Below are 22,563 nucleotides of genomic sequence, written 5' to 3'. Positions count from 1 at the left end.
TTACGGGAGAGGGCTGGGGAGAGGGTTAGTGGGCCAACCCCCTCTCCCCCCAGCTCCTCTCCCACAAGTGGGCGAGGGGAGTATTCGGCGCCCGCTCAGGTCCCGCTAGCGAGCCAGGAATGCCGCCACGGCATCGGCCGCCGCCTGCAGATGCTGCTCATGACTGAAGCCGGAAGCTTTCAGCGGTTTCAGATCATGATCCCCCGCAGCTAACCAGTGCAGCTGGATACTCGGCGCCAACGTATAGCCAGCCACCGTCTGGCGATTGCCCATGGCATCGCGCTCGCCCTGCACGATCAGGGTGGGCGTGCGCAGTTCGGCCAGGTGCGCCACCCGCGGCTTGTCCTGTTTGCCCACGGCATGGAAGGGATAACCGAGACAGACCAGCGCATCGGCCTGTAGCTCATCAGCCAGCAGGCTGGCCATGCGCCCGCCCATGGACTTGCCGCCAATCGCCAGTGGCCCGGACACCTGCGTGCGCACGGCCGCATACATCTGGCGCCAGCACTCCAACAGCTGCGCCTGCGGGTTGGGCGGGCGCTTGCCGCCATCGACGCGCCGCGCAGCCATATAAGGAAACTCGAAGCGCAGCACGCTGACGCCCCGCGCCGCCAGTAGCTCGGCCATGCCCTGCATGAAGGCGCTGTCCATCGGTGCGCCAGCGCCATGGGCAAGGATCAGCGTGGCCTGCGGTATCTGGCCTGTTTGCGACGTCAGCGCTGCCTGCGACATTCCGTCCGCCCCATTCCATAGCCACCCGCGCGCCTGGCATTGATCCCCGTCAATAACTGTCACCGTGCCATTACCCATGCTTAGCCTGCTTTTAATAAACCGTGGATGGAAGCCCAACAAATGAACACAACCAGCAGCACCGCCTACAACTATAAGGTGGTCCGCCAGTTCGCCATTATGACGGTGGTTTGGGGCATAGTCGGGATGGGGCTCGGCGTGTTCATCGCCGCGCAACTGGCCTGGCCCGAACTCAACTTCAACCTGCCGTGGACCAGCTTTGGCCGCTTGCGCCCGCTGCACACCAATGCGGTGATCTTCGCATTCGGTGGCTGCGCGCTGTTTGCCACCAGCTATTACTCGCTGCAACGCACCTGCCAGACCCGGCTGATCTCCGACAGCCTGGCCGCCTTCACCTTCTGGGGTTGGCAGCTGGTGATCGTGCTCGCCGCGATCAGCTTGCCGCTGGGCTGGACCAGCTCCAAGGAATACGCCGAACTGGAATGGCCGATCGACATCCTGATCACCATTGTCTGGGTCGCCTATGCCCTGGTGTTCTTCGGCACCCTGCTCAAGCGCAAGACCAAGCACATCTATGTGGGCAACTGGTTCTTCGGTGGCTTCATCCTCACCGTGGCGATTCTGCACATCGTCAACAACCTGGAGCTGCCGGTCAGCCTGACCAAGTCGTACTCGCTGTACGCCGGCGCCACCGACGCCATGGTGCAGTGGTGGTACGGCCACAACGCCGTGGGCTTCTTCCTCACCGCCGGCTTCCTGGGGATGATGTACTACTTCGTGCCCAAGCAGGCCGAGCGTCCGGTGTATTCCTATCGTCTGTCGATCGTGCACTTCTGGGCGCTGATCACCCTGTACATCTGGGCCGGCCCGCACCACCTGCACTACACCGCGCTGCCGGACTGGGCGCAGTCGCTCGGCATGGTCATGTCCCTGGTGCTGCTGGCACCGAGCTGGGGCGGCATGATCAACGGCATGATGACCCTCTCGGGTGCCTGGCATAAGCTGCGCAGCGACCCGATTCTGCGCTTCCTGGTGGTGTCCCTGGCGTTCTACGGCATGTCGACCTTCGAAGGCCCGATGATGGCGATCAAGACCGTCAACGCCCTGTCCCACTACACCGACTGGACCATCGGCCATGTGCACGCTGGCGCCCTCGGCTGGGTCGCGATGATCTCCATCGGCGCGCTGTACCACCTGATCCCCAAGGTCTTCGGGCGTGAGCAGATGCACAGCATCGCCCTGATCAACGCCCACTTCTGGCTGGCCACCATCGGCACCGTGCTGTACATCGCTTCGATGTGGGTCAACGGCATCACCCAGGGCCTGATGTGGCGTGCGGTCAACGAAGACGGCACCCTCACCTACTCCTTCGTCGAAGCCCTGGAAGCCAGTCATATCGGCTTCGTGGTGCGGGTACTGGGTGGCGCGATCTTCTTCGCCGGTATGTTGCTGATGGCCTGGAACACCTGGCGCACCGTGCGCGCCGTGCAAGCGGCCGAATATGACGCAGGCGCACTGATTGGCGAGGGGGCCCACTGATGAGCAGCAAACACGAAATACTCGAGAAAAACGTCGGCCTGCTGGCCCTGGCCATGGTGCTGGCCGTCAGCATCGGCGGCCTGACCCAGATCGTTCCGCTGTTCTTCCAGGACGTAGTCAACGAGCCGGTGCAGGGCATGAAGCCCTACACCGCGCTGCAACTGGAAGGCCGTGACATCTACATCAAGGAAGGCTGCGTCGGCTGCCACTCGCAGATGATCCGGCCGTTCCGTGCCGAAACCGAGCGCTATGGCCACTACTCGGTCGCCGGCGAAAGCGTCTGGGATCACCCATTCCTCTGGGGCTCCAAGCGTACCGGCCCGGACCTGGCCCGCGTGGGCGGGCGCTACTCCGATGATTGGCACCGCGCGCACCTGTACAACCCGCGCAACGTGGTGCCGGAGTCGAAGATGCCGGCCTACCCCTGGCTGGTGGAAAACAAGCTGGACGGCAAGGGCAGCGCTGCCAAGCTCGAAGCCATGCGCACCCTGGGCGTGCCCTACAGCGATGCCGACATTGCCGGCGCGGCCGAGGCCGTGCAAGGCAAGACCGAAATGGAGGCGCTGGTCGCCTACCTGCAGGTCCTCGGTACCAGCCTGAAGAACAAGAGGTAAGTCATGGTCATTCCCCCCAACCTGTTCCTGTCACGGAGTACACAGCCATGACCTCTTTCTGGAGTGGCTATATCACCCTGCTCACCCTTGGCAGCCTGGTCGCCTTGCTCTGGCTGATCTTCGCCACCCGCCGTGGCGAGCGTCCGGGCCCTACCGACCAGACCATGGGCCACGCCTTCGACGGCATCGAGGAGTACGACAACCCGCTGCCCAAGTGGTGGTTCATGCTGTTCCTCGGCACCATCGTCTTCGCCGTCGGCTACCTGGTGCTCTACCCCGGTCTGGGCAACTGGAAAGGCGTGCTGCCGGGCTATGAGGACGGCTGGACCCAGGTCGCCCAGTGGCAGCGCGAAATCGACAAGGCCAACCAGCAGTACGGCCCGATCTACGCCAAGTACGCGGCCATGCCGGTCGAGGACGTGGCCAAGGATGAGTACGCGGTGAAGATGGGCGGTCGCCTGTTCGCCTCCAACTGCTCGGTCTGCCACGGCTCCGACGCCAAGGGCGCCTATGGCTTCCCCAACCTGACCGACCGGCACTGGCGCTGGGGCGGTTCACCGGCAGAAATCAAGCAGACCATCAGCGCCGGCCGCCACGGCATGATGCCTGCCCAAGCACCGATGATCGGCGACGATGGCGTGCGTAACGCTGCCGCCTTCGTCCTCGTCGAACTGGCCGGGCGCAAGCTGCCGGAAGGTGTCAGCGCAGATATCGAGGCTGGGCGCAAGGTCTTCTCCAGCACCTGCTTCGCCTGCCACGGCGCAGCAGGCAAAGGCACCCCGAGCATGGGCGCGCCGGACCTGACCAACCCCAGCGCCTTCATCTACGGCAGCAGCTACGCGCAACTGCAGCAAACCATCCGCTACGGCCGTAACGGCAACATGCCCGCTCAATTGCCCTTTGTCGGCAGCGAGGACAAGGTGCATCTGCTGGCCGCCTACGTGTACAGCCTGTCACACGACGAACGTAGCGCTGCAGTCGAGCAGTAAGCGAAAACGGAGGGCGTCGCCCGACGCCTTCCTTCACCTAGCAACACCCTCTCCCCTGCCTGCAACCCACGCTGCAGGCGGCCTGCCGCGCTGCGACCCAGTGTCGCACCCCGCCGACAAGTTGCACGTCAGCCCCCTTGACATGGGCTAAGCTGCTGACAATCGCACGTTGTAACAATTCCAACGCGACCCCTTCTTCAGCGCAACACGCTCCAGCTGCGAAATGTTCGCAACTGGATGGCTATTTTTACCGTTCGAAACCAGGGTAAAAGCCGCTAAAACCTTGATCGTACAGGCATGTAGCGTTGCAATGGGCACCCCGTTTCTCCATACTTGCCGCCGATTTTTACCCCCCTAAGAAACCTCCATTAACCGTGGAACCCCTAGCATGAGCACAGCAATCAGTCAGACTGCTTATAACTACAAGGTGGTCCGCCAGTTCGCCGTTATGACGGTGATCTGGGGCGTCATCGGCATGGGTCTAGGCGTGTTCATCGCCGCACAACTCGTGTGGCCGGAACTCAACCTGAACCTGCCGTGGACCAGCTTCGGCCGCCTGCGCCCGCTGCACACCAACGCAGTAATCTTCGCCTTCGGCGGCTGCGCCCTGTTCGCCACGTCCTACTACGTGGTGCAGCGTACTTGCCAGGCCCGCCTGATTTCTGATGGTCTGGCTGCCTTTACCTTCTGGGGTTGGCAGGCTGTGATCGTGCTGGCCGTAATCACCTTGCCGCTGGGTTACACCAGTTCCAAGGAATACGCCGAGCTGGAGTGGCCGATCGACATCCTCCTGGGGATCGTCTGGGTCACCTACTGCGTGGTGTTCTTCGGCACCATCGTCAAGCGCAAAGCCAAGCACATCTATGTAGGCAACTGGTTCTTCGGTGCCTTCATCCTGGTTACCGCCATGCTGCACATCGTCAACAGCATGGAAATGCCGGTAAGCCTGTTCAAGTCGTACTCGATGTACGCCGGCGCCACCGACGCCATGGTGCAGTGGTGGTACGGTCACAACGCCGTGGGCTTCTTCCTCACCACCGGTTTCCTGGGGATGATGTACTACTTCGTGCCCAAGCAGGCCGAGCGTCCGATCTACTCCTATCGCCTGTCGATCGTGCACTTCTGGGCGCTGATCACCCTGTACATCTGGGCCGGTCCGCACCACCTGCACTACACCGCGCTGCCGGATTGGGCGCAGTCCCTGGGCATGGCTATGTCGCTGATCCTCCTGGCTCCGAGCTGGGGCGGCATGATCAACGGCATGATGAGCCTCTCGGGCGCCTGGCATAAGCTGCGCAGCGACCCCATCCTGCGCTTCCTGGTGGTGTCCCTGGCGTTCTACGGCATGTCGACTTTCGAAGGCCCGATGATGGCCATCAAGACCGTCAACGCCCTGTCCCACTACACCGACTGGACCATCGGCCACGTGCACGCTGGCGCCCTCGGCTGGGTCGCGATGATCTCTATCGGCGCGCTGTACCACCTGATCCCGAAAGTCTTCGGTCGTGAGCAGATGCACAGCATCGCGCTGATCAACGCCCACTTCTGGCTGGCGACCATCGGCACCGTGCTGTACATCGCCTCCATGTGGGTCAACGGCATCACCCAGGGCCTGATGTGGCGTGCAGTCAACGAAGACGGCACCCTCACCTACTCCTTCGTCGAAGCGCTGGTTGCCAGCCACGAGGGTTACCTGGTGCGCATGATCGGCGGTGCGTTCTTCGCTACCGGCATGCTGCTGATGGCCTACAACACCTTCCGCACCGTGCGCGCAGCCAAACCGACTGAATACGAAGCTGCCGCCCGCATTCCTGCCGAGGTTGCTCACTGATGAAAAGCCACGAAATAGTCGAGAAGAACATTGGCCTGCTGGCGTTCTTCATGGTCATCGCCGTCAGCATCGGTGGCCTGACCCAGATCGTCCCGCTGTTCTTCCAGGACGTGACCAACACCCCGGTCGAAGGCATGAAGCCGCGTACCGCGCTGGAAGTCGAAGGTCGTGACATCTACATCCGCGAAGGCTGCGTTGGCTGCCACTCGCAGATGATCCGGCCGTTCCGTGCCGAAACCGAGCGCTACGGTCACTACTCCGTCGCCGGCGAAAGCGTCTGGGATCACCCGTTCCTCTGGGGCTCCAAGCGTACCGGCCCGGACCTGGCCCGCGTTGGCGGCCGCTACTCGGATGAGTGGCAGCGCGCGCACCTGTACAACCCGCGCAACGTAGTGCCCGAGTCGAAGATGCCGGCTTACCCGTGGCTGGTCGAGAACAAGCTGGATGGCAAGAACACCGCTACCAAGCTTGAAGCCATGCGCACTCTGGGCGTGCCCTACACCGACGAAGATATCGCCGGCGCGGCAGAAGCTGTGAAAGGCAAGACCGAGATGGATGCGCTGGTCGCATACCTGCAAGGTCTGGGCACCTCAATCAAGAACAAACGGTAACGCATGATGGATATCGGGACGCTTCGCGGTATCGGCACCGCCGTGGTTTTCATCGCTTTCATTGGCGTGGTGCTCTGGGCCTACAGCAGCAGACGCAAAGACAGCTTCGACGAGGCCGCCAACCTGCCCTTCGCCGACGACGCCCCCGCCAAAGAGCGTGACGAACAAGCTTCTGGGAGCAATAAAGAATGACTACCTTCTGGAGTCTCTACATCACGGTGCTGAGCCTGGGCACCATCATCGCCATGGCCGTGCTGATCTTCAGCGTGCGCAAGGGCCAGCGCCAGGACCCCACCGAGGAAACCGTCGGCCACGAGTTCGATGGCATCGCCGAGTACGACAACCCGCTGCCGAAGTGGTGGTTCATGCTGTTCGTCGGCACCATCGTCTTCGCCCTCGGCTACCTGGTGCTCTACCCAGGCCTGGGTAACTGGAAAGGTCTGCTGCCGGGCTACAACGAAGCCGGTGACGGCAAGCCGTTCGCCAATGGCGAAGCCGGCTGGACCGGTGTGCACCAGTGGGAAAAAGAGATGGTGCGGGCCGACAAGCAATACGCCCCGCTCTATGCTGCCTACGCCAAGATGCCGATCGAGGAAGTGGCCAAGGACGAGAAGGCCCTGAAAATGGGTAACCGTCTGTTCGCCTCCAACTGCTCGGTCTGCCACGGCTCCGACGCCAAGGGTGCCTATGGCTTCCCCAACCTGACCGACAACGAATGGCGCTGGGGCGGCTCGCCGGCCGAGATCAAGCAGACCATCATTGCTGGCCGCAGTGGCGCCATGCCGCCGCAGGCTCCGCAGATCGGCGAAGACGGCGTACGCAATGTTGCCGCCTACGTGCTCACCGAACTGGGCGGCCGCAAGCTGCCGGAAGGTGTGACTGCTGACATCGCTGCCGGTAAGAAAGTGTTCGAAACCACCTGCTTCGCCTGCCACACCAAGGAAGGCACCGGCAACAAGATGATGGGCGCACCGAACCTGACCAACCCCAGCGCCTTCATCTACGGCAGTAGCTACGCGCAACTGCAGCAGACCATCCGCTATGGCCGTAACGGCAACATGCCGGCGCAGCTACCCTATGTGGGCAGCGAAGACAAAGTGCACCTGCTGACCGCCTACGTGTACAGCCTGTCGCACGGCGAGAAAGCCGAGCCAGTCGAGAAGTAAGCATCACCCGCCCGGGACGCGACCGCTGGTCGCACCCGGGCACAGCTCGATCAGGCGTACCATAGAGCCGTGAAATTCTGACTCCTTCGGCAAGTATCGACAGGAGCACTCACCCAAGCCGTGGTACGACCCTGATGAGCGACCAGATTCCCGTTCGAAACATCACCCCTCCTGCGGCCACAGGCAACGCCAGCGTCGACCTGTACGCCAGCCAGGAAAAAATCTATACCCGCGCCTTTACCGGCCTGTTCCGCAACCTGCGGGTCAGCGGCGGGGCCTTCCTGTTCCTGCTCTATTTCGGTACCGCCTGGCTTAGCTGGAATGACCGGCAAGCGGTCTGGTGGGACCTGCCCGAGCGCAAGTTCTACATCTTCGGCGCCACCTTCTGGCCGCAGGACTTTGCCCTGCTGTCCTGGCTGCTGATCATCTGTGCCTTCGGCCTGTTCTTCATCACCGTGTTCGCCGGCCGCGTCTGGTGCGGCTATACCTGCCCGCAAAGCGTGTGGACCTGGGTGTTCATGTGGTGTGAGAAAGTCACCGAGGGTGACCGCAACCAGCGCATGAAGCTGGACAAGCAGCCCATGAGCGGCGAGAAATTCGCTCGCAAGGCGGCCAAGCACAGCCTGTGGATACTCATCGGTCTGGTGACCGGCCTGACCTTCGTCGGCTACTTCTCACCGATCCGTGATTTGATCCCCAGCCTGCTCAGTGGCGAGGCCGATGGCTGGGCCTATTTCTGGGTCGGTTTCTTCACCCTGGCCACCTACGGCAATGCCGGCTGGCTGCGCGAACAGGTGTGCATCTACATGTGCCCCTACGCGCGCTTCCAGAGCGTGATGTTCGACAAGGACACCCTGATCGTCTCCTACGATCCGCGCCGCGGTGAAAGCCGTGGCCCGCGCAAGAAGACCGCCGACTACAAGGCCGACGGCCTCGGTGACTGCATCGACTGCACCATGTGCGTCCAGGTCTGCCCGACCGGCATCGACATCCGCGACGGCCTGCAGATCGAGTGCATCGGCTGCGCCGCCTGCATCGACGCCTGCGACAGCATCATGGAGAAGATGAACTACCCCAAAGGCCTGATCAGCTACACCACCGAGCACAACCTCTCCGGGCAGAAGACCCACCTGCTGCGCCCACGGCTGATCGGCTATGCGATTGCCCTGGTCGCCATGATGGGCCTGTTCGCCTGGGCGGTCGGTCATCGTTCGCTGGTGGAACTCGACATCCTCAAGGATCGAGTGCTGTTCCGCGAGAACGAGCAGGGCTTCATCGAGAACGTCTACACCCTCAAGCTGATGAACAAGGCCCAGCGCGACCTGACCTTCCGGGTCAGCGTCGAAGGTCTGGATGGCCTGGTCTATGGGGGCAAGAGCGAACTCAAGGTCGCCGAAGGTGAGGTACTCTCCGTGCCGGTGGAATTGTCCATACCACCGGAGAAACTGCCCTCCAGCGCCAACGAAATCCTCTTCAAGGTTCAGGCCGTTGAAGACCCGAGTATCCACAGCGACACCGACAGCCGCTTCATCGGCCCCAGCGTTCGCTAACCTTAGGAAATTGCATGCAACCCGACCCCCTCGCCCGGCCCTGGTACAAAGAATTCTGGGTCTGGTTCATTCTCGGCATTCTCGGCATGTCCGTGGTGCTGGGCACCTCCATGCTGGTGATCGCCACGCGCAATCCGCCGGGGCTGATCTCCGACAACTATTACGATGTCGGCAAAGGCATCAACACCTCGCTGGAGCGCGAAAACCTCGCCGTGCGCCTCAAGCTCAAGGCCAGCCTGCAGCTGGACAATGAGCGAGGCACCGCCAGCCTGCAGCTGCAGGGCTACAGCAAGCCGCCGCAACTGGTGCTCAACCTGATCTCGCCGACCCAGCCCGAGCGTGATCGGCGGGTAGTGCTGCAAGCCCAGGCGGACGGCAGCTATGCCGGCAACCTGCTGGATGCGGTCGAAGGCCGTCGCTTCGTCGAAGTCATCGGTCAGGAAGGCGGCCAGGACTGGCGCCTGTTCGAGGAAGAACAACTGGCCAGCGGCCAGTCGGTTCAGCTCGGCGAGTGATCCGCCAGCGTCCATGAGCAGCAGTCCCCTTCCCTGCTATCACTGCGGCCTGCCGGTACCTGCCGGCAGCCGTTTCGAGGCCCGCGTGCTGGGTGCACCGCGGGCCTTGTGCTGCCCAGGCTGCCAGGCCGTGGCCGAAGCCATCGTCGCCGGCGGCCTGGAAAACTACTACTGCCACCGCAGCGACAACGCGGTCAACCCGCAGGCCTTGCCCAAGGCCTTGCCGGATGAGCTGGAACTGTACGACCGCGACGAGGTGCAGCAGGACTTCGTCCAGCACCAGGGTGAACTCAGCGAAACCAGCCTGTTGATCGAAGGCATCAGCTGCGCCGCCTGCGGCTGGCTGATCGAGAAGCACCTGCGCACTTTGCCTGGCGTCGCCGAAGCCCGTCTCAACCTGTCCAACCATCGCCTGACCCTGCGCTGGGCCGACAGCCTGCTGCCGCTCAGCCAACTGCTCAAGGAGCTGCGCAGCATCGGTTATGCCGGTCACCCCTGGCAGGACGATGCAGCCAGCACCCGCCTGGCGGCCGAGAACCGCAAGTCGCTACGGCAGATCGGCGTCGCCGGTCTGCTGTGGATGCAGGTGATGATGGCGGCCATGGCCACCTGGCCGGAATTCAATGTCGACCTCTCGCCCGAGTTGGACAAGATCCTGCGCTGGACCAGTCTGTTCCTCACCACGCCCATCGTCTTCTACTGCTGCGGCCAGTTCTTCCGCGGCGCCCTGCGTGACCTGCGCACCCGTCACCTGACCATGGACGTGTCGGTGTCGCTGGCCATCGGCGGCGCCTATGTCGCCGGCATCTGGTCCACCGTCACCGGCATCGGCGAGCTGTATTTCGACGCGGTCGGCATGTTTGCCCTGTTCCTTCTCGCCGGTCGTTACCTCGAGCGGCGTGCCCGCGAGCGTACGGCGGCGGCCACCGCGCAACTGGTCAGCCTGCTGCCGCCGTCCTGCCTGCGCCTGGATGCCGAGGAGCGCAGCGAGCGCGTGCTGCTGCGCGAACTGCAGGTCGGCGACCGTGTACTGGTGCCACCGGGCGCGCTGCTGCCGGCCGACGGACATATCGTCGCCGGCCAATCCAGCGTCGACGAATCGCTGCTCACTGGCGAATACCTGCCGCTGCCACGCGGCATCGGCGATGCGGTGACCGCCGGCACCCTCAACGTCGAGGGCCCGCTGACCCTGCAGATCAGCGCCCTCGGTGCCAACACCCGGCTATCCGCCATCGTCCGTCTGCTGGAGCGCGCCCAGGCCGACAAGCCGCGCATCGCCGAACTGGCCGACCGGGTCGCCCAGTGGTTCCTGCTGATCGTCCTCGGTGTGGCCGCCATCGTCGGCCTGGTCTGGTGGCAGATCGACAGCGACCGCGCCTTCTGGATCGTCCTCGCCCTGCTGGTCGCCACCTGCCCCTGCGCCCTCTCCCTGGCCACCCCGACCGCGCTGACCACCGCTACCGGCAGCCTGCACAAGCTCGGCCTGCTGCTGACCCGCGGCCATGTGCTGGAAGGCCTCAAGCAGATCGACACATTGATCGTCGACAAGACCGGTACGCTCAGCGAAGGGCGCCTGACCCTGGAACGCATCGAGACCCTGCGCGAGCTGGATGGCGACGCCTGCCTGGCTCTGGCGGCGGCCCTCGAACATGGTTCCGAACACCCCATCGCCCGCGCCTTCGGTCACTGCACGCAAGGTGCCGAACAGCTGGCCAGCGAACCCGGCCAGGGCCTGCAAGGCGTGGTCGACGGGCGCCGCCTGCGCATCGGCCAGCCGGCCTATGTGGCCGCCCTCGCTGGGCGCAGCGCGCCGGCCATTCCCGGCGAGCACGGTCAGTGGCTGCTGCTCGGTGACGAACGCGGCCCGCTGGCCTGGTTCGTTCTCGGCGATCGCCTGCGCGAAGACGCCCCGCAGCTGCTGGAAGCCTGCCGCGCGCAGGGCTGGCAGATCATCCTGCTGTCCGGCGACAGCTCGCCGATGGTTGGCGAAGTGGCGCGCCAGCTGGGCATCGCTGACGCCCGCGGCGGCCTCACCCCGGATGCCAAACTGGCCGTACTAAAACAGCTGCAACAGGCCGGCCACCGCGTGCTGATGCTCGGTGACGGGGTCAACGACGTGCCGGTGCTGGCCGGCGCCGACATCAGCGTGGCCATGGGCAGCGCCACCGACCTGGCCAAGACCAGCGCCGACGCGGTGCTGCTGTCCAACCGCCTGGGCAGCCTGGTGCAGGCCTTCGCCATGGCCCGCCGTACGCGGCGCATCATCCTCGAGAACCTGGCCTGGGCAACGCTGTACAATGGCCTGGTGCTGCCCTTCGCTGCCCTGGGCATGGTCACTCCGCTGTGGGCCGCGGTCGGCATGTCGGTCAGCTCGCTGCTGGTGGTGCTCAACGCCCTGCGCCTGAGCCGTCCGTAGGGTGGATCGTGCTTCATCGATCCACCACAACGCCGCAATGGTGGATGTAAAAAGCGACATCCACCCTACGTCTGAGCCTTATCCGGAGACCCCATGTCCGCCATCTACATCCTGATCCCGATTGCCGTAGCCCTGGTCGGCTTCGCCATCTGGTTGTTCGTCTGGGCGGTGGACAATGGCCAGTACGACGACCTCGACGGCCCGGCCCACAGCATCCTGTTCGACGACGAAGACCCGCAGCACAAGGCCGGTATCGCCGAAGCCGACCAGCCCGAGCAACAGGACCAGCCCCGTGCTTGAACTTGCCCCACTGCTGGTTTCCGCACTGATCCTCGGCCTGCTCGGCGGCGGGCACTGCCTGGGCATGTGTGGCGGCCTGATGGGCGCGCTGACCCTGGCCATCCCAGCCGAACAACGGGCCCGGCGTTTTCGCCTGCTGCTGGCCTACAACCTCGGGCGCATCCTCAGCTACACCACGGCCGGGGTGTTGATCGGCCTGGCCGGCTGGGCCGTGGCCAGCAGCCCGGCGGCCATGGTTCTGAGGGTGATCGCCGCGCTGCTGCTGATCGCCATGGGCCTGTACCTGGCCGGCTGGTGGAGCGGCCTGACCCGCATCGAAGGCCTCGGCCGCCACCTCTGGCGCCACCTGCAACCCATAGCCACGCGCCTGATGCCGGTCAGCAGCCTGTCCCGCGCACTGCTGCTCGGCGCCATCTGGGGCTGGCTGCCCTGCGGCCTGGTCTATAGCACCCTGCTGTGGGCGGCCAGCCAGGGTTCGGCGCTGGATAGCGGCCTGCTGATGCTGGCCTTCGGCCTCGGCACCTGGCCGGTGCTGCTGGCCACCGGCCTGGCGGCAGAACGCCTGACCGCCCTGCTGCGCAAGCGCGGCGTGCGCATGGCCGGTGGCCTGCTGGTGATCCTGTTCGGCCTGTGGACCTTGCCCGGCCCGCATCAGCACTGGCTGATGGGCCATTAGCCAGAGCGAACACTGCTCGCCAGCCTGCTTCGCCAGCAGTGCCCGCTCCTCCAGCTTGATACAGGTCAAGATCAAACGCTGCGCACCTCCCTAGACTCGCAACCACTGCTTGCCTATCCAGGGACAATCGTATGCTCGACGCCATTCGCTGGGACGCTGACCTGATCCGGCGCTATGACCTGCCCGGCCCGCGTTACACCTCCTATCCCACCGCCATGCAATTCCACAACGAGGTCGGCTCGTTCGACCTGCTGCATGCGCTGCGCGACAGCCGCAAGGCCCTGCGCCCGTTGTCGCTTTACCTGCATGTGCCGTTCTGCGCGAACATCTGCTACTACTGCGCCTGCAACAAGGTGATCACCAAGGACCGCGGCCGCGCCCTGCCTTACCTGGAGCGCCTGGAGAAGGAGATCAGCCTCCTCGCCTGCCACCTGGACCCACGTCAGCCCGTCGAGCAGCTGCATTTTGGTGGCGGCACTCCGACCTTTCTCAGCCATGACGAGCTGCGCCGACTGATGGGCCATCTGCGCCAGCACTTCAACCTGCTGGATGACGACAGCGGCGACTACGGCATCGAGATCGATCCGCGCGAGGCCGACTGGTCGACCATGGGCCTGCTCCGCGAGCTGGGTTTCAACCGGGTCAGCCTCGGCGTGCAGGACCTCGATCCGGCCGTGCAGCGGGCAGTCAACCGCCTGCAGAGCCTGGAGGAAACCCGCGCCATCGTCGAAGCGGCGCGCACCCTGCAGTTCCGCTCGGTGAACATCGACCTGATCTACGGCCTGCCCAAGCAGAACCCGCAAAGCTTTGCCCGCACCGTGGCGGAAGTCATCGCCCTGCAACCGGATCGCCTGTCGGTGTTCAACTACGCCCACCTGCCGGAGCGCTTCATGCCGCAGCGGCGGATCAACAGCGAGGAGCTGCCCAGCCCGGCGGACAAACTGGCCATGCTGCAAGGCAGCATCGAGCAGCTGACCGCCGCCGGTTATCGCTACATCGGCATGGACCACTTCGCCCTGCCCGATGACGAGCTGGCCACCGCCCAGGAAGACGGCACCCTGCAACGCAACTTCCAGGGCTACACCACCCACGGCCACTGCGACCTGATCGGGCTGGGCGTGTCGGCCATCAGCCAGATCGGCGACCTGTACTGCCAGAACAGCAGCGACCTGGGCAACTACCAGCAGAGTCTCGACAACCACCAGCTCGCCACCCTGCGCGGCCTGCAGTGCAACGAAGACGACCGCATCCGCCGCGCCGTGATCCAGCAACTGATCTGCGAATTCCAGCTGGACTTCGCCACCATCGAAGCGCAGTTCAGCCTCGATTTCCGCGACTACTTCGCCCCGCTCTGGCCGCAGCTGCAGCAACAGGCACGCGACGGCCTGATCGACCTCACGGACAAGGGTATCGACGTGCGCCCGGCAGGCCGCCTGCTGGTACGTTCGGTGTGCATGCTGTTCGACCGCTACCTGGAGCAGCAGAACCTGCAACGCTTCTCGCGGGTTATCTGATTACCGGCGTAGCCCGAATGCAATCCGGGGCAGGCTCAACCCGGATTGCATCCGGGCTACACGCAGCCATGTCCGCGCCAAACGTGCAGGAAATTACTTGCGGGATCTCAGCCCAGCGCCAGCCCGGCCGCCGTCTGCATCTGCTCGTCACTCAAGCCGGCTTCGCGCATGGCCTTGAGCAGATTGGCACTGGCGCTGCTGAGCGCCCCTTGCAACGAAGCAAGCTCACTGCGCAGTGCCTCGACGCGCAGCTGGCGGATCTCGGGGGCCAGCCCTGGTTCGGCCATCACTGCCTCCAGCTCGGCCTGCTTCTCGGCGATCTGCTGTTTCAACGCACGGATCAGCCTGAGCAGCTCCTTGACGCTGTCCGGCAGGTTGCTCTCATCGATATCCGCGTTCTTCGCGCTCGAGCGTACCCTTCCCAGCTCCGAAAGGCTGACGCGCAAGCCATCGGCCACCGCCTCCGCGCTAGGCGTTTCGCCACGTTCCCGCGCCACCTGGCGCTGGATGCCCAGGCTCAGGCGCTCCGTCAGGCCACCCACATCGATCCGTAACATGAACTTGCCCTGCAGCTGTACTCAACGGCCTTGTCGGCTGAGCGCCAAAAAACTTGAACATCCGGTCAAACGCTGGCCAGCCCACCCGCCCCTGCGTTACCCTTGCGCTTTATAGGTGTTTAGCCAGCAGGGATCTCCGAGATGTCCGAATCCATCAAGGTTCACACGCCCCATCAGGCCCATTGCAAGGATTGCAGCCTGGCAGCGCTGTGCCTGCCGCTGTCGCTCAATCTCGAGGACATGGATTCCCTGGACGAAATTGTCAAACGCGGACGTCCGCTGAAAAAGGGCGATTTCCTCTTTCGCCAGGGCGACACCTTTTCCTCCGTGTTCGCCGTGCGTGCCGGCGCGCTGAAGACCTTCAGCCTGTCTGACGGCGGTGAAGAGCAGATCACCGGCTTCCATTTGCCCAGTGAGCTGGTCGGCCTCTCCGGCATGGATACCGAGCTCTACCCGGTTTCCGCCCAGGCCCTGGAAACCACTTCGGTCTGCGAGATTCCCTTCGAGCGCCTGGACGAGCTGTCCGTAAAACTGCCCCAGCTGCGGCGCCAGCTGATGCGGGTGATGAGCCGGGAAATCCGTGACGACCAGCAGATGATGCTGCTGCTGTCGAAGAAGACCGCCGACGAACGCATCGCCACCTTCCTGGTCAACCTGTCCGCGCGCTTCCGCGCCCGTGGTTTTTCCGCCAACCAGTTCCGCCTGGCCATGTCGCGCAACGAGGTCGGCAACTACCTGGGGCTGGCGGTGGAGACCGTGTCACGCGTGTTCACCCGCTTCCAGCAGAACGGCCTGCTCGCCGCAGAAGGCAAGGAAGTGCACATTCTCGACCCGATCGAGCTGTGTGCACTGGCCGGCGGCAACATGGATCGCTGATAATTCGCTGCCCATAGCGCCTGGAGTACCGCGATGATGTTCGACGAATTCAGCATCAAGTCCCTGATTCGCCCCGTGCCCGACTTCCCCAAGCCAGGCGTGGTGTTTCGCGATATCACCCCGCTGTTCCAGTCGCCCCGCGCCCTGCGCCTGGTGGCCGACAGCTTTATCCAGCGTTATGTGGAGAGCGATTTCAGCCATATCGCCGCCATGGATGCCCGGGGTTTCCTGATCGGCTCGATCATCGCCTACGAACTGAACAAGCCGCTGATCCTGTTCCGCAAACAGGGCAAGCTACCCGCCGATGTGCTCGCCGAAAGCTACCAGACCGAATATGGCGAGGCGCTGCTGGAAGTGCATGCCGACAGCCTGTGCGAAGGCGACTCGGTGCTGATTTTCGATGACCTGATCGCCACCGGCGGCACCCTGCTCGCCGCCGCCCGCCTGGTTCGGCGCATGGGCGCCACGGTGCACGAAGCCGCCGCGATCATCGACCTGCCCGAACTGGGCGGCTCGCAAAAACTCCACGACAGTGGCATCCCCACCTTCTGCCTGACGGCCTTCGCGCTCAACGAGCGCTGAGTTCCACCGCACGCCGCAGAGTGGCCAATGGCGACACTCAGTCGTCGCGGGTCAGCACTTCCAGCAATTCGATCTCGAAGATCAGGTTGGCGTTCGGCGGAATCGAACCGACCTGGCGTTCGCCATAGCCCAGATGCGCCGGCACCCACAGCTTGCGCTTGCCGCCCACGCGCATGCCCATCAGCCCCTGGTCCCAGCCTTGAATGACCCGGCGCGTACCGATCACGCACTGGAACGGCTTGCCACGCTCATAGGACGAGTCGAAGGAGCTGCCGTCCTCCAGCCAGCCGCGGTACTGGGTGGTGATCAAGGCGCCCTTGACCACGACCTTGCCGTCGCCCAGCTGGATATCTTCAACCTGCAATTCGTTGCTCATCGCTCACTCTCGTTCGATCAATCGGCAGCCTGCCGCGGCGGCCCGCGCAGGCTTTTCGCAGGATTTTGCCGAACTGGCAAGCCACGCACAGCAACTTCGCCAGCCTGCCAGCTACGCTCACTCGCTAAAAACTAAACGCCACTTGGCAGGCAAAGACAGAAAGCCTGCGCTTTCAGGCTAAAATGCCCGGCTGTTTACCGATCATCCTGTCGAAGCCTGAAACCATGTCCCTGCCCAAGCACCAGCTCGAACTGTTAAGCCCGGCGCGCGATGCCGCCATCGCCAAGGAAGCCATCCTGCATGGCGCCGACGCCGTGTATATCGGCGGGCCGAGCTTCGGTGCGCGGCACAACGCCAGCAACAGCGTGGCGGACATTGCCGGCCTGGTGGAGTTCGCCCACCTGTTCCACGCCAAGGTCTTTGTCACCATCAACACCATTCTGCACGACGACGAAGTCGAGCCGGCGCGCCAGCTGATCCACCAGCTCTACGACGCCGGTGTCGATGCGCTGATCGTGCAGGACATGGGCGTGATGGAAATGGACATCCCGCCGATCGAGCTGCATGCCAGCACCCAGTGCGATATCCGCACCCTGGACAAGGCCAAATTCCTCTCCCAGGCCGGCTTCTCGCAGATCGTCCTGGCGCGCGAGCTGAACCTGGAGCAGATCCGCGAGATCAGCGACAGCGTCGATGCCGCCGTCGAGTTCTTTATCCATGGCGCGCTGTGCGTGGCCTTCTCCGGCCAGTGCAACATTTCCCACGCGCAGACCGGGCGCAGCGCCAACCGCGGCGACTGCTCGCAGGCCTGCCGCCTGCCCTACACCCTGAAAGATGACCAAGGCCGCGTGGTGGCCTACGACAAGCACCTGCTGTCGATGAAGGACAACAACCAGACCGCCAACCTGATCCACCTGGTCGATGCCGGCGTGCGCTCGTTCAAGATCGAGGGCCGCTACAAGGACATGAGCTACGTGAAGAACATCACCGCTCACTACCGCCAGGAGCTCGACGCCATCCTCACCCAGCGTCCCGAGCTGGCGCGCAGCTCCAGCGGCCGCACCGAACACTTCTTCACCCCGGACACGGAAAAGACCTTCCACCGCGGCAGCACCGACTACTTCGTCACCGACCGCAAGATCGACATTGGCGCCTTCGAGTCACCCAAGTTCGTCGGCTTGCCGGTGGGTGAAGTGCTCAAGGTCGGCAAGCATGACCTCACCGTGCAAACCAGCGAACAGCTGAACAACGGCGACGGCCTCAACGTGCTGATCAAGCGTGAAGTGGTGGGCTTTCGCGCCAATACCGCCGAGCTACTGGACCAGGTCGAGGAAGACGGCATCAGCCTGTGGCAGTACCGCGTGGTACCCAACGAGATGCCGGCCGAGCTCAAGCAGTTGCGCCCGCACCACGTGCTCAACCGCAACCTCGACCACAACTGGCAGCAGGCGCTGCTCAAGACCTCGTCCGAGCGCCGCGTGGCGGTCAGCTGGCAAGCCGAGCTACGCGAAGCCGAGCTGCGCCTGACGGTGACCAGCGAGGACGGCAGCAGCGCCACCACCAGCCTGCCCGGCCCATTCGGCCCGGCCAAGGATGCCGAACAGGCCCGCGCGCAGCTGGCCGACACCCTGAGCAAGCTGGGCACTACCATCTATTACGTTACTGATGTGCAGATCGACGCGCCGCAGGCGCTGTTCATCCCTAACTCGCAACTCAAGTCCCTGCGCCGCGAAGCCATCGAGGCGCTGAATGCCGCACGTGTGGCTGGCCATCCGCGTGGCAGCCGCAAGGCGGTCAGCGTGCCGCCGCCGGTGTACCCGGAGTCGCACCTGACCTTCCTCGCCAACGTCTACAACGACCAGGCCCGCGCCTTCTACCAGCGTTTCGGCGTGCAGCTGATCGACGCGGCCTACGAGGCCCACGAGGAAACCGGCGAAGTACCGGTGATGATCACCAAGCACTGCCTGCGCTTCTCCTTCAACCTGTGCCCCAAGCAGGCCAAGGGTGTCACCGGCGTGCGCACCAAGGTGGCGGACATGCAGCTGATCCACCAGGACGAAGTGCTGACCCTGAAGTTCGACTGCAAGCCGTGCGAGATGCACATCATCGGCAAGATGAAGGGCCACATCCTGCACCAGCCGCAACCAGGCAGCGCAGCTAGCTCGGGTGGCATGGTCGGCTACATCAGCCCGGACGATTTGCTCAAGACCATCAAGCGCAAGCCGGCTGGCCGGCCGTAAGGATCTGCACAAAAGTCGCCAGTCCTTCCGGCACCTCGCTACGCTGGAGGCCGCTGCGGCTTCGCAATCATGGCTCAACTGCAGTCACCGATCGCCCCATGCTCGAGGCCGGTGTAGCTTCATGCGGTCACAGCTGACACACAGCTAGCTTGCTTACCCAGCTCCGTCAGGTAATAGCACTGCAGGCGACTATTGGGCTTGTCCGGCCGAGTCATGGCAATCAGTCCAGCATCCAGCGCCGGACGCAGATAGCGCTCGCGGAAAGATTTGCGGTCTGCCAAGCCCAGAGCAGCTTGCAGCTTCTCACGACTGACCTCACCGACCACATGCTTGAGCAACGCCGCGACTTGGGGGGCGACTTGGGGCGTTACTTGGGGGATCACGCTCAAAATCGCATCACGCAGCATGCTCAACATAAACACAATAAACGGCGCGCTATCGGCTTGCTGGGTGCTGTCATTGATCGCTGCGTAGTACTCGGCTTGGTGTGCGTGCACCAGGCTTTCCACCGGCACATGCGCGAACAGTGGCTGCCAACGGCTCAGAATCAAGGTTTGCCACAGCCGCCCCATGCGCCCATTGCCATCGGCAAAGGGGTGGATAAATTCGAACTCGTAGTGAAAGACGCAGCTGGCAATTAGCGGCGGCTGATCGGTAATTTCCAGCCAATGCAGAAGGTCGCGCATTAGCTTGCTGACGCGATTGGCCGGCGGGGCCATGTGCACCACCTGATCACCCTTCATCACGCCAACACCGCCCTGGCGATAATGCCCGGCATCGTCGATCAGGCCTTTCATCAGCAGCGCATGAGCATCAAGCAGATGCTGTTCACTCGCGGGCTGCCAAGCCTCCAGCTGCTCGTAAACGGCCAGCGCGTTACGCGCTTCCTGCACATCTTTGGGCGGGGCGATGATGCGCTTACCGTCGAGGATCGCGGTGATCTGCTCCTCGCTCAGCGTATTTCCCTCAATCGCCAGCGAGCCCTGCACGGTGCGGATCCGGTTGATCCGCCGCAAGCGCAAAGCATTGGCATGCTCCGGCTGCGCGCTTAAACGGCCGACGCTTTGCGCAATCTCCGTCACCAACGACAGAATGCTGCCGTTCAACGTAAAGGGAGGCTGATACATCACGCCGCCGCACTACGCTTGATTGCCGCGACCACCGCCACAATCGCGTTGGCATCGGCACCGTCCAGGCCCTCATGGTGCAGCGCAGTAAACGGTGGTTCGTAGAGTTGCCCCGCCTCCATACCGCCGCTCCAGAACGCATTCCAGAGCTGGTCAACTTGGGATTTGATAGCGCCTGTGATCACTGTGTAGGGCTGCCTGAATTCAATAATGTAGGTTTACTGCCCGGCTGCGTTGCGCGGCGGGCAATAGCCCAGGCCGGGAAAACCGGGCCTGGCAAGGTGTGCGCAGTGTAACGAATAGCCCTGAAGACGGTTACTCATCCGACTGGTCATCGTTACTCAATCGAGAGCCAGACAACAGCGGCACTAGTGGCCTGGCTTAGAGCCTGCTTCGGACTTTGGGGCACCGCCATAACGGCGCGCAGGATGGCACGGTGCGCTTTTTCCCCCTCTCACGTTCACGGGAGAGGGGAGTTTCCGAGAGCCTAAACGGGTTCTTACAGCCCCATCTGCTTGCTGATGATCTCGTTCATCACTTCGCGCGTGCCGCCGCCGATGGAGAGGATACGGTTGTCGCGGTACAGGCGCTCGACCAGCGACTCGCGCATGAAGCCCATGCCGCCGAGCAACTGGGTGGCGTCGTAGGTGATGCGGTCGGAAACGTCGGTGGCGAAGTTCTTGGCCATGGAGATTTCCTTGATCACGCTCTTGCCGGCGGCCATCTTTGCCGCCTGGCGATAAGTGAACTCGCGGGAGACTTCCAGCTGGGTGGCCATCTCGGCCAGACGATGCTTGAGCACTTGGAACTTGCCGATCGGCTTACCAAAGGCGTGGCGCTCGGCGGACCACTTCAGCGCTTCCTCCAGGGCCAGCTGCGAGGTCATGTTGGCCATGATCGCCAGCGACAGGCGCTCACTCTGGAAGTTGGCCATGATCCCGGCAAAGCCCATATTCTCGGCGCCGATCAAGTTGCCCAGCGGCACCTTACAGTCGTCGAAGAACAGCTCGGCAGTATCAGAAGCCCACCAGCCCATCTTCTTCAGCGAGCGGCCAATAGTGAAACCTGGCGTGCCCTTCTCGATCAGCAGCAGGCTGACGCCGCCGAACCCTTCGCCACCGGTACGCACCGCCACGGTGTAGTAGTCGGCGCGCACGCCGCTGGTGATGAAGGTCTTGCTGCCGGTGACGCGATAGAAGTCACCCTCTTTCACCGCGCGGGTCTTCAGGCTGGCCACGTCGGAGCCGCCCGAAGGTTCGGTCACCGCCAGGGCCATGATCTTCTCGCCGGCCAGCACCTCTGGCACTACCCGCTCACGCACCTCCGGCCGCGCCCACTTGAGTACCGGCGGCAGGCCGATATCCAGTGAGCCAAGACCGGCCACCAGGCCGCCAGAGCCGCAACGCATCAGCTCCTCGCTGGCCGCTACCTTGGCGAACAGGTCGCCCTCGTGACTGCCGCCGAACTGTTCCGGATAACCGATGCCGAGGATGCCGGCGGCACCGGCCTTGCGGTACAGCTCACGGGGAAATTCCTCGGCCTCCTCCCAGTCAGCCACATGCGGCAGGATCTCGCGCTCGACAAAGCGGCGCACCGAATCACGCACCAGTTGATGGGAGTCGTCGAAGTATTCCTGGAAGGCGCTCATCGGGCAGCTCTCGGTTATTGTTTTCACAACCCTAACCGAGCGCTTGCTTGGTTTTCAAGGCTTAATATGTGCAGCGCCCTGCCATGCGCGCTCACCCGCTACGACCTGAGGCCTGCAGCGAAGAGCCCTGCGCGATGTCTCAAGCCTATCGGCACCCTCGCCAAGTACAGGCATCCCCGCATTTTCCGCGGCGCGTAGCTGGCTATGCTGTAGAGACGCCGCCAATTCAAGGAGAACCTTATGCGCCGGATACGGATGGTACTGCTTGCCCTGCTGCTGACAGGCTGCACCTCGACACAGGTCGATTATTCACCCCAGGGCATCAGCGAACAGGACGCCTATGCGGTGATCAAGCAGGTGGTGCTGGCGCAGCCGCAGACGCTGCGCCCCGACTCGGTCTACATCGACCAGCACTACATGGGCTTCAACGACCCGGGCGCCGCCGGCAAGCCGGTCACGGCCGACGCCAAGGCTGCGGGTGAGCGGATCTACTTCAACAGCATCGATTCGCTGCACATGTACAAGCTGTTCGGCCGCTACACGGTGCAGCTGTTCCGTGCCGACGGCCAGGCGCTGCAGGGCTTCACGATGGACAGCCGCGCGCAGGCCGAGCGCTTTATCGATGCCGTGCAGTTCTATCGCAGCCAGGCGCCGGAGTCTGCTGGCTTCAACTAGCCACTGCAGCC

General features: G+C 63.5%; 23 protein-coding genes. 17 read left to right on the top strand and 6 right to left on the bottom strand.

Annotated features, from left to right (window positions below):
- Positions 1-105: 105 nt before the first annotated feature.
- Entirely contained in the window at positions 106-810 is a 705-nt protein-coding gene (locus HNE05_RS09500; protein WP_420826997.1) for an alpha/beta family hydrolase, read from the bottom strand.
- A gap of 42 nt (positions 811-852) precedes the next feature.
- Between HNE05_RS09500 and ccoN (HNE05_RS09495) the strand changes: the two genes are divergently transcribed.
- From ccoN (HNE05_RS09495) to hemN, 13 genes are all read left to right on the top strand, one after another.
- Positions 853-2,289 carry a cytochrome-c oxidase, cbb3-type subunit I gene (ccoN, locus tag HNE05_RS09495; RefSeq protein WP_173206116.1) on the top strand — a complete coding sequence of 479 codons (1,437 nt, stop codon included), beginning with the start codon at positions 853-855 and terminating at the stop codon, positions 2,287-2,289.
- Entirely contained in the window at positions 2,289-2,903 is a 615-nt protein-coding gene (gene ccoO, locus HNE05_RS09490) for a cytochrome-c oxidase, cbb3-type subunit II (RefSeq protein WP_173206113.1), read from the top strand. Before ccoN (HNE05_RS09495) ends, ccoO (HNE05_RS09490) begins: the two co-directional genes overlap by 1 nt.
- A gap of 47 nt (positions 2,904-2,950) precedes the next feature.
- Entirely contained in the window at positions 2,951-3,892 is a 942-nt protein-coding gene (ccoP, locus tag HNE05_RS09485; protein WP_173206110.1) for a cytochrome-c oxidase, cbb3-type subunit III, read from the top strand.
- 388 nt (positions 3,893-4,280) lie between these two features.
- A complete protein-coding gene (ccoN, locus tag HNE05_RS09480) occupies positions 4,281-5,723 on the top strand; it encodes a cytochrome-c oxidase, cbb3-type subunit I (protein WP_173206107.1) in 1,443 nt (480 codons plus the stop codon).
- Positions 5,723-6,334: a cytochrome-c oxidase, cbb3-type subunit II gene (ccoO, locus tag HNE05_RS09475; RefSeq protein WP_173206104.1), complete on the top strand. Its 612-nt coding sequence runs from the start codon at positions 5,723-5,725 to the stop codon at positions 6,332-6,334. Before ccoN (HNE05_RS09480) ends, ccoO (HNE05_RS09475) begins: the two co-directional genes overlap by 1 nt.
- Before the next feature lie 6 nt (positions 6,335-6,340).
- A complete protein-coding gene (locus HNE05_RS09470) occupies positions 6,341-6,526 on the top strand; it encodes a cbb3-type cytochrome oxidase subunit 3 (RefSeq protein ID WP_173211645.1) in 186 nt (61 codons plus the stop codon).
- Entirely contained in the window at positions 6,523-7,500 is a 978-nt protein-coding gene (gene ccoP / locus HNE05_RS09465; protein WP_173206102.1) for a cytochrome-c oxidase, cbb3-type subunit III, read from the top strand. Before HNE05_RS09470 ends, ccoP (HNE05_RS09465) begins: the two co-directional genes overlap by 4 nt.
- A gap of 134 nt (positions 7,501-7,634) precedes the next feature.
- On the top strand, positions 7,635-9,050 hold the full coding sequence (gene ccoG, locus HNE05_RS09460; protein WP_173206100.1) for a cytochrome c oxidase accessory protein CcoG: 1,416 nt from the start codon (positions 7,635-7,637) through the stop codon (positions 9,048-9,050).
- 14 nt (positions 9,051-9,064) lie between these two features.
- Positions 9,065-9,565 carry a FixH family protein gene (locus HNE05_RS09455; protein WP_173206098.1) on the top strand — a complete coding sequence of 167 codons (501 nt, stop codon included), beginning with the start codon at positions 9,065-9,067 and terminating at the stop codon, positions 9,563-9,565.
- Positions 9,566-9,578: 13 nt separating this feature from the next.
- Positions 9,579-11,981 carry a heavy metal translocating P-type ATPase gene (locus HNE05_RS09450; protein ID WP_173206096.1) on the top strand — a complete coding sequence of 801 codons (2,403 nt, stop codon included), beginning with the start codon at positions 9,579-9,581 and terminating at the stop codon, positions 11,979-11,981.
- 93 nt (positions 11,982-12,074) lie between these two features.
- Complete coding sequence (ccoS, locus tag HNE05_RS09445) at positions 12,075-12,281, top strand: cbb3-type cytochrome oxidase assembly protein CcoS (RefSeq protein ID WP_173206094.1); 207 nt, start codon at positions 12,075-12,077, stop codon at positions 12,279-12,281.
- On the top strand, positions 12,274-12,957 hold the full coding sequence (locus tag HNE05_RS09440; RefSeq protein ID WP_173206092.1) for a sulfite exporter TauE/SafE family protein: 684 nt from the start codon (positions 12,274-12,276) through the stop codon (positions 12,955-12,957). Before ccoS ends, HNE05_RS09440 begins: the two co-directional genes overlap by 8 nt.
- A 131-nt stretch (positions 12,958-13,088) precedes the next feature.
- Entirely contained in the window at positions 13,089-14,471 is a 1,383-nt protein-coding gene (gene hemN / locus HNE05_RS09435; protein ID WP_173206089.1) for an oxygen-independent coproporphyrinogen III oxidase, read from the top strand.
- Between the two features lie 107 nt (positions 14,472-14,578).
- Here hemN and HNE05_RS09430 read toward each other — a convergent pair whose 3' ends face one another.
- Positions 14,579-15,028: a hypothetical protein gene (locus HNE05_RS09430; protein ID WP_173206086.1), complete on the bottom strand. Its 450-nt coding sequence runs from the start codon at positions 15,026-15,028 to the stop codon at positions 14,579-14,581.
- Positions 15,029-15,169: 141 nt separating this feature from the next.
- Between HNE05_RS09430 and fnr the strand changes: the two genes are divergently transcribed.
- On the top strand, positions 15,170-15,904 hold the full coding sequence (gene fnr, locus HNE05_RS09425; RefSeq protein ID WP_173206083.1) for a fumarate/nitrate reduction transcriptional regulator Fnr: 735 nt from the start codon (positions 15,170-15,172) through the stop codon (positions 15,902-15,904).
- A gap of 33 nt (positions 15,905-15,937) precedes the next feature.
- Positions 15,938-16,486, top strand: coding sequence for an adenine phosphoribosyltransferase (locus tag HNE05_RS09420; RefSeq protein WP_173206080.1), 549 nt, complete (start codon positions 15,938-15,940; stop codon positions 16,484-16,486).
- Positions 16,487-16,523: 37 nt separating this feature from the next.
- Here the strand turns inward: HNE05_RS09420 and HNE05_RS09415 are convergent, their stop codons facing one another.
- Positions 16,524-16,862 carry an FKBP-type peptidyl-prolyl cis-trans isomerase gene (locus HNE05_RS09415; protein ID WP_173206077.1) on the bottom strand — a complete coding sequence of 113 codons (339 nt, stop codon included), beginning with the start codon at positions 16,860-16,862 and terminating at the stop codon, positions 16,524-16,526.
- 224 nt (positions 16,863-17,086) lie between these two features.
- On the opposite strand from HNE05_RS09415, the gene HNE05_RS09410 reads away from it, so the two are divergent.
- Positions 17,087-19,102, top strand: a complete 2,016-nt coding sequence (locus HNE05_RS09410; RefSeq protein WP_173206074.1) for a peptidase U32 family protein — start codon at positions 17,087-17,089, stop codon at positions 19,100-19,102.
- Between the two features lie 119 nt (positions 19,103-19,221).
- Here the strand turns inward: HNE05_RS09410 and HNE05_RS09405 are convergent, their stop codons facing one another.
- The 3 genes from HNE05_RS09405 to HNE05_RS09400 all read right to left on the bottom strand — a co-directional run bounded on the left by HNE05_RS09405 (position 19,222) and on the right by HNE05_RS09400 (position 21,877).
- Positions 19,222-20,229 carry a Fic family protein gene (locus HNE05_RS09405; protein WP_240008840.1) on the bottom strand — a complete coding sequence of 336 codons (1,008 nt, stop codon included), beginning with the start codon at positions 20,227-20,229 and terminating at the stop codon, positions 19,222-19,224.
- Positions 20,229-20,351: a hypothetical protein gene (locus HNE05_RS20565; RefSeq protein ID WP_275679066.1), complete on the bottom strand. Its 123-nt coding sequence runs from the start codon at positions 20,349-20,351 to the stop codon at positions 20,229-20,231. The genes HNE05_RS09405 and HNE05_RS20565 overlap by 1 nt, the downstream gene beginning before the upstream one ends.
- A gap of 377 nt (positions 20,352-20,728) precedes the next feature.
- Positions 20,729-21,877 carry an acyl-CoA dehydrogenase family protein gene (locus tag HNE05_RS09400; protein WP_173206068.1) on the bottom strand — a complete coding sequence of 383 codons (1,149 nt, stop codon included), beginning with the start codon at positions 21,875-21,877 and terminating at the stop codon, positions 20,729-20,731.
- Positions 21,878-22,117: 240 nt separating this feature from the next.
- On the opposite strand from HNE05_RS09400, the gene HNE05_RS09395 reads away from it, so the two are divergent.
- Positions 22,118-22,552: a hypothetical protein gene (locus HNE05_RS09395; RefSeq protein WP_173206065.1), complete on the top strand. Its 435-nt coding sequence runs from the start codon at positions 22,118-22,120 to the stop codon at positions 22,550-22,552.
- The last annotated feature ends 11 nt before the right edge of the window (positions 22,553-22,563 follow it).

Origin of the sequence: Pseudomonas campi, from assembly GCF_013200955.2 — a bacterium.
In the GTDB taxonomy this organism is placed as follows: domain Bacteria; phylum Pseudomonadota; class Gammaproteobacteria; order Pseudomonadales; family Pseudomonadaceae; genus Aquipseudomonas; species Aquipseudomonas campi.
This window is presented reverse-complemented; position numbering and strand designations above follow the sequence as displayed.

Coding starts and splice junctions, on each gene's coding strand:
- ccoN (WP_173206107.1), top strand. CDS start 4,281: ATGAGCACAGCAATCAGTCAGACTGCTTATAACTACAAGGTGGTCCGC.
- fnr (WP_173206083.1), top strand. CDS start 15,170: ATGTCCGAATCCATCAAGGTTCACACGCCCCATCAGGCCCATTGCAAG.
- ccoS (WP_173206094.1), top strand. CDS start 12,075: ATGTCCGCCATCTACATCCTGATCCCGATTGCCGTAGCCCTGGTCGGC.
- ccoO (WP_173206104.1), top strand. CDS start 5,723: ATGAAAAGCCACGAAATAGTCGAGAAGAACATTGGCCTGCTGGCGTTC.
- HNE05_RS09450 (WP_173206096.1), top strand. CDS start 9,579: ATGAGCAGCAGTCCCCTTCCCTGCTATCACTGCGGCCTGCCGGTACCT.
- ccoG (WP_173206100.1), top strand. CDS start 7,635: ATGAGCGACCAGATTCCCGTTCGAAACATCACCCCTCCTGCGGCCACA.
- ccoN (WP_173206116.1), top strand. CDS start 853: ATGAACACAACCAGCAGCACCGCCTACAACTATAAGGTGGTCCGCCAG.
- HNE05_RS09415 (WP_173206077.1), bottom strand. CDS start 16,862: ATGAGCAACGAATTGCAGGTTGAAGATATCCAGCTGGGCGACGGCAAG.
- HNE05_RS09405 (WP_240008840.1), bottom strand. CDS start 20,229: ATGTATCAGCCTCCCTTTACGTTGAACGGCAGCATTCTGTCGTTGGTG.
- HNE05_RS09500 (WP_420826997.1), bottom strand. CDS start 810: ATGGGTAATGGCACGGTGACAGTTATTGACGGGGATCAATGCCAGGCG.
- HNE05_RS09410 (WP_173206074.1), top strand. CDS start 17,087: ATGTCCCTGCCCAAGCACCAGCTCGAACTGTTAAGCCCGGCGCGCGAT.
- hemN (WP_173206089.1), top strand. CDS start 13,089: ATGCTCGACGCCATTCGCTGGGACGCTGACCTGATCCGGCGCTATGAC.
- HNE05_RS20565 (WP_275679066.1), bottom strand. CDS start 20,351: ATGGAGGCGGGGCAACTCTACGAACCACCGTTTACTGCGCTGCACCAT.
- ccoP (WP_173206110.1), top strand. CDS start 2,951: ATGACCTCTTTCTGGAGTGGCTATATCACCCTGCTCACCCTTGGCAGC.
- HNE05_RS09455 (WP_173206098.1), top strand. CDS start 9,065: ATGCAACCCGACCCCCTCGCCCGGCCCTGGTACAAAGAATTCTGGGTC.
- HNE05_RS09395 (WP_173206065.1), top strand. CDS start 22,118: ATGCGCCGGATACGGATGGTACTGCTTGCCCTGCTGCTGACAGGCTGC.
- HNE05_RS09430 (WP_173206086.1), bottom strand. CDS start 15,028: ATGTTACGGATCGATGTGGGTGGCCTGACGGAGCGCCTGAGCCTGGGC.
- ccoP (WP_173206102.1), top strand. CDS start 6,523: ATGACTACCTTCTGGAGTCTCTACATCACGGTGCTGAGCCTGGGCACC.
- HNE05_RS09470 (WP_173211645.1), top strand. CDS start 6,341: ATGGATATCGGGACGCTTCGCGGTATCGGCACCGCCGTGGTTTTCATC.
- HNE05_RS09420 (WP_173206080.1), top strand. CDS start 15,938: ATGATGTTCGACGAATTCAGCATCAAGTCCCTGATTCGCCCCGTGCCC.
- ccoO (WP_173206113.1), top strand. CDS start 2,289: ATGAGCAGCAAACACGAAATACTCGAGAAAAACGTCGGCCTGCTGGCC.
- HNE05_RS09400 (WP_173206068.1), bottom strand. CDS start 21,877: ATGAGCGCCTTCCAGGAATACTTCGACGACTCCCATCAACTGGTGCGT.